The 6,609-nt window shown below is 40.7% G+C and carries 2 protein-coding genes; both read right to left on the bottom strand.

Translation table 11 applies throughout. From position 1 onward, the window contains the following. Window positions 1-5,058: accessory Sec-dependent serine-rich glycoprotein adhesin (locus PAN06_RS12515; RefSeq protein WP_269796483.1), on the bottom strand; the 5,058-nt coding region annotated here is incomplete at its 3' end. 579 nt (window positions 5,059-5,637) lie between these two features. After that, window positions 5,638-6,609, bottom strand: a 972-nt coding sequence (locus PAN06_RS12510) for an EF-Tu/IF-2/RF-3 family GTPase (RefSeq protein ID WP_269796482.1), incomplete at its 5' end; no start/stop codon positions are given.

Raw genomic sequence — 6,609 nt, 5'->3', positions numbered from 1 at the left:
CGATGCTGAGGCACTTTGACTTGCACTTGTCGACGCAGACACTGATGCACGGTAATCAGAGTCAGATATATCTGGCGTTACCGTATTCACCGTTCCATCTTTATAAGTGATGGTCACCGTTCCATTTTCTGCAATAGAATAACTACTGATACGATTTGCAGTCTCTGGATTTGCTGTTTTCACAGCTGCCAAGATTTCATCTTTCTCACGCTGATCCAGAGCGTTTGGATGTTTAACTTGGAAGACTCTTGACGGCTTCACACCAGGGAATCTTACATTCAATTTACCTTGAGCAACTACTACTGTCGGAGTGCGTGCTTCGTTATCAGACAAGTCTACAACTTTGGTTCCGAGATTCCATTTATTTTTATCATCATATTTCTGATTAGCATTATAAGAAGCTGTATACTCTAAAGTAGCAGGAGCATTCGTTGGTGTATCCTTGAATCCCGGTGCACCATCATTCGAAGAATATCCATCTTGGAATATTCTAGTTTTATCAGAAATACCATCATAAAGCTTCAGTTCTTTGATTTTGCCACTATTATCTGAACCTTTTAAGACAACTTTAACTTCATCTCCGGCAAAAATCTCGTATCCGCTCGTGCCAGGACGGACATTATTTTTCGGAGAAAGCTTTTCCCACTTACTAGTCTTATCATTCTTGACATAGATTTCAAATTCAGGCTTTGGAACTACATTTTCTTTAGTAATGGTCTTAGAAGTTGTAGCAGATGTAAGAGTCTCTTTGCTTCCCGTCGGAGTCGTTACAACTTTTTCTTGTTTAACCGTTACATTTCCTGTAGGCAACAAGCCATTATTAGTATCAGTAGCTCGCTTCAACTCAGACGGTTCAAACGTCACACTTGTTCCAGTAGATTGTTTAGTAAAGGTTTGGGTACCAATCGTTAAAGTGACTGTAGCTCCTGGTGTTACGTTATTCACCACAATCGAACGATTTGGCAAACCACCCTTTTCAGTAACTGAATCGTCAGCTATTTCAGGGGCTTGTGGATTTACTTTCACAGTAACAGGGACTTTTTGTGTAACTCTTACCCCCGTTGAATCTGCAGGTAGTTCTACTTCTACTTCCTTAGTAAAGGTTCCTACCTCAGTGAGTGACGGTGCACCATCAACCCATTTGTAATTAGTGTTTGTCGCGTTAAAATCCGGACTTCCTGTTACTCTTGTAACAGCTTCTTTAGGATTTGCTACAGCTTGTTTATAACCAGCTTCATCCGTCTTGTTTTGTGTGAAAACATAAGAGCGGTCTGATTCAAATTTATAAACATCATGAACAACATCAACAGTTTTACTTAGTTTAGTAGTATCACCTGCACCCGTACGACCAACAGGATAAGTAAAGGTGACTTGGTAATCGTGTCGACCTGTTTCTGCTGTACTAATAGGTGAATTTGCTACAGGCTGACCATTCTTTCTCCAAGTTTGACTAGCTCCACTTGGGTAAGCATCGTCTCCTTGCTTATTGACATAATCATGCCATAAGTTACCATTATGAGGAGCTGTACCTTGAATATCATTCACAGGTCCTTTAGGGGCAATCGTAGCCAACACCTTATAGTTGACCGTTACATCATCGGTTGAACCATCCGAATAAGTAACACGCGCAACAGCACTCTTTGTTCCAGTAGTCGAATTGTTAATCGTATTTGTCCAGGCAACCGTTGCTCCTGCAGGCAGAGACTTCCCACCTTCAAGTTGAACAAAGTTAGCTGCATTTCCCAAGTCCGCTGCTGTTTCACCCGCATAGGTATAAATAGTGTCTACTTTAGAGACCGCATTATACTTATCCGTTTGATCCTTAACAACAAACTTGATGTAACCTTCGTTATTATCAGTACTATTTGATGTATTCTGGTTATCCGTAGTTACGAGTTTACGTTCAGTAAATGCCCCTTTTTGCAGGCTTTTATTTAGGGTGCCTGTCAAAGTAATCGTAGCATTGTCTTGGTTTGTCGTAGAAGTGATTGGATTTGAACGAGTGACACCAGTAAAGCCACCATAGTTAGCAGCATTACCATCTGCAGCTCCAGATGTCGTCGTCAATTTCAATGAATTGATTTTGCCAGAGTCGTCCGTCGCTTTTAGGGTAATATTAACCGGTTCGTTGCGATATAGATAGATTTCTTTCGTTGCCGGATTGTCATAAGGAATAACTAACTTAGGACGTTCGTTGACTGTTACTGACTGTGGAATGTCATCACTCTTCGTTCCGTCCTTGTAGACTATTTTTGCTGTACCATTGGCCTGAACTTCAATATCCTTAATACGATATGTCTGCTGATTGTTTTTAGCATAGATAGCAGCCTTTACAGCATTCTTTTCAGTCTCCGTCAGGCTATTCTTGTTTACAACAGGCGTGAACTCAGGATTTTTTATTGTGAATTCTGGTTCATGCTTGTAACGCTCATTCAAAGGACGTTGCTTGATAAAGAAGTTTCCTGTACTGTTATCTCCCGGAATCGTAACATTCCCTGCTTTATCTGTTGCTACTGCATTACGGCGCCATTCATTTTTAGGAGCATAAGTCAAATCATCTTTCATATGCCCAGTTGCAGTTATGACTGCCGGATTAGACTCAGTCGCAACGAGATTCCCATTTGGATCTGATAGAGAAGTAGCTGTCCCAGTCCCATAATTGGTATCTCCAAAGATGTTTTGAGCCATTTCTGACGCTGGTCTATTACCATCAGCCTGTGCTACAAGTTTAAACTCACTCAGTTTCCCCTTATTGTCTACGGCTTTCATTTCAAAACCGATATCATCACCTGCATAGTAATAGTAATATTTATCTCCTGCTATAGCTCCTGTTTCTGCAGCTAGAGGTTTACCATTACGGGTCGCAGTAACGGTTATTACTGGAGGTATTTTTTCCTTCTCTAAAGAAGCATTGATGACACTTGTAGAACCGTCACGATAAGTAACCGTGATGGTACCATCTGTTGCAACGTCAATTTTAGATTTGGCCCCAGGGTAAGATAAAGTAACACTTCCATCTGCATTTGGAATTAGTTTACCTTTTGATACATCTGGAGCAACATCTCCATTCTGTTGCAAATTAGTAAGATTGTGCGGATTTGAAACAAAATTATTATAAACTTCATTAACTTCATCTGGTGTCAAATGGTCCAAATCAGAAACCTGAACAGTATTACCACTTTGGATATCATGGCGCTCGTTGAAACCTTTGATATAATAGCCTACGTTAGCAGCAGCTTGGGCACCAGAATAATTAGTTCCTACAAAACGATAAACATATGTTTTTCCAACTTCAGCCGAAGCATCGTTTCCACCAACCGTTCCCTCCAATCGAGCAGTTACAGCTGGTCTGTTTAATTTTTCATTATTGTTAGGACCTAGATAACTTACCCCAGGAATTACATTACGATTCTCGATGTTCATATACTTAACGCGGCCTGAATTAGTATTTACTCCTTCTAAACCTACGTTATCTCCAACAACATCACCATTAAAAACTTCTTTATAGGCAGTAACATTAAAACGGAATGTTGAGTTTGTATTCGTATTGGTAGTTTGTTGTCTATACCCTGTTGGAACACTTGCCGATTGAACTGCCGATCCATTCCCTGGAGTATTTTCATAAATAGGAGCAGAACTTACTTGAACCTGCATATTGGCAGTCGCAGTCGGAACATTATTATCGTATTTAACTCTTACTACAACTTGTCCCTCTAAGTTCCTGTTTTGGCCATGACGATAACTATAACCCGCCTCTGAACCATGTGTATATGTTTTTTCCATCGAACTACCATTAAAGGTCGCACTTTGGACATGTCCACCTTTGCCAACTTCGATTTTTACACCAACGTGACTCAAGGCACTATCAGCATGGACATTCATGGTGTAAGTAGCGATACCAGTATCCTTATTAAAAGTAGCAGTTGGACTACTTACATTCATACGCCCATCATTCTGTTGAGGTGCCCAACTTGCGCGAAGAGAAGCGTCACGTAACATGGCTTGGCCATTACGGGCATCACGCGTACCAGAATTAGCTCTCAAAACAGCATTGACAATGGAATTACGAGCTAGAGTCGCTTTTTGTACTACTGCTGTCAAATCACTAGTTGGATCAGCCAAGGCTTTTTCAATCTCAGTTACCGCAGCATTTACCTTAGTGATGGCCGAGTCAGTATTTGGTAAGCCAACAGCTTTAGCAAGATACTCACCCATCTCAGCTGAAAGTTTTGTCAACTTCTTACGATTGTCGTCTTGTTGCTTAGCTGAAACTTCTGCTGTTGCGATAGCACCAGCAGTAACTCCTACGATACTAGTCGTGGTAGAAGTTGATTGAGCAGCGCTCGCACTAACCTTCCCATCAATTTCAGTTGCCTTCAGTAGAGCAGAATCGATTTTTAGGCTAGTTGATTCTTTTGATACAGAAGAGTCTTGCTCAGTTGCTGTCGCAGAAGTGCTCTGCTCAACTGATAGACTTGACACTGTAGAGAAACTACCTGGCTCACTTGTCGATTGACTGATACTAGTAGAGGTGCTGACAGATGCACTTGTCGAAACACTATTGGATGCACTTGCTGAGGCACTTGCCGAAGTACTCGCCGAAGCACTTGCTGACGAACTCTTAGACACAGATTCTAACATCGAAGTGCTTTCACTCATAGAAGTAGACAAACTAGCAGAATTCTCTGAATTACTTAGAGATGTCGTACCAAGAACTACTGTATCATTGGTAACCAAAAGATCTGGATTTTCCAGTGTCTTTTCCACGGCTACTGTTTCATTTGCAAACACTTTTGTTTGAGTAGCAACACTACCACCTAAAACAGCACCTGTAGCAGCAAGTCCCTTGATAATATCCAAACCTGTAATAGAAGGATTTACTTTATCCTCTACTACCTCTGTCATGACTTGAGTCGTATCTACACCACCCCGCAAGACCTTGAACAAACCAAAAAGAGAGGTTGAAGCCCGCAACCAATGTTTTCCTGATTTGATTAACTTATACCGCGTCACTCGGTCGGTTTCTCTATACTCACCTTTCTGACGTCTAAAAAACATACTTTACCCTTTCGTTATATACCAAAAGTGGACAATCCACCCTATTTTAATCATACGTTTCAAGTATACTTTAACTGCAAACGCTTGTCAAGATTTTTAATATATTTTTTATATGATATGATGTTTCAAAGTTCTTTACTCATCCAACATTCAAATTGTTTCCAAAAATATTTAGTATATGTAAAAATAAACATTCAATTCATTATGTTCATTATTTCAATATTTTAATGCAAACGTGCAATATTAGTGCTTAAAAGTGAAAAAAACATAAATAATTTGATTTCTATTTCTCAAAACAAAAAACTCATGGACGAATAACATCCATGAGCTTTGGTAAAACCAGTTAGCGAGACCTGTAGGCAGGCTGACACTCTTAGCACTACGACACTGAGTTTGGTAAATCAATTATATTTTCCAAACATAATTAGTAAGCAGTTACCCTTTTCTATCTACCTACAACGGAAAAATCCACGAATCAATATCATTCGCGGACTTTTACTAGTGAAGCGTTTAGGTAAGCCGCCATAGCGGTTACCGTCAAATGACAGCAACTTTATGTTGCTAGTCAGTTGTAACGATTTACATTTTTTCTTCTAACTCTACATCTGGATACTTGTCCGCAAACCAGCGAAGGGCAAAGTCATTTTCAAAGAGGAAGACTGGTTGGTCGAAACGGTCTTTGGCCAAGATATTTCGGCTTGAGGACATGCGTTCATCCAAGTCCTCAGGCTTGATCCAGCGAACGGTCTTTTTACCCATAGGACTCATGACAACTTCTGCATTGTACTCGCCTTCCATGCGGTGTTTAAAGACTTCAAACTGAAGTTGACCAACAGCTCCCAGCATGTACTCACCTGTTTGGTAATTTTTATAAAGCTGAATGGCTCCTTCTTGCACCAATTGTTCAATCCCCTTGTGGAAGGATTTTTGCTTCATGACATTCTTAGCAGAAACTTTCATGAAAATTTCAGGAGTAAAGGTTGGCAGTGGTTCAAATTCAAACTTGTTTTTACCAACCGTCAAGGTATCCCCAACCTGATAAGTGCCTGTATCGTAAACCCCGATGATATCTCCAGCCACGGCATTGGTCACATTCTCACGACTTTCCGCCATAAACTGAGTGACATTAGACAGCTTAGCACCCTTACCAGTACGAGGCAGATTGACACTCATGCCACGTTCAAATTCACCCGATACGATACGGACAAAGGCAATACGGTCACGGTGACGAGGGTCCATGTTGGCTTGGATTTTAAAGACAAATCCTGAGAAATCCTTGTCATAAGGATCCACAATTTCGCCATCTGTTTTCTTGTGGCCATGTGGTTCTGGAGCAAACTTAAGGAAGGTCTCAAGGAAGGTCTGCACACCAAAGTTAGTAAGGGCTGAACCGAAGAAGACTGGTGTCAATTCTCCAGCCAAAATAGCTTCCTCTGAAAACTCATTCCCAGCTTCATTTAAAAGTTCAATATCATCCTTGACTTGCTCGTAGAAAGGATTGCTACCAAAAATCTTGTCCCCATCTTCAAGACTAGCAAAACGCTCATCCCC

This window comes from Streptococcus sp. SM3, assembly GCF_027497875.1.
This window is presented reverse-complemented; position numbering and strand designations above follow the sequence as displayed.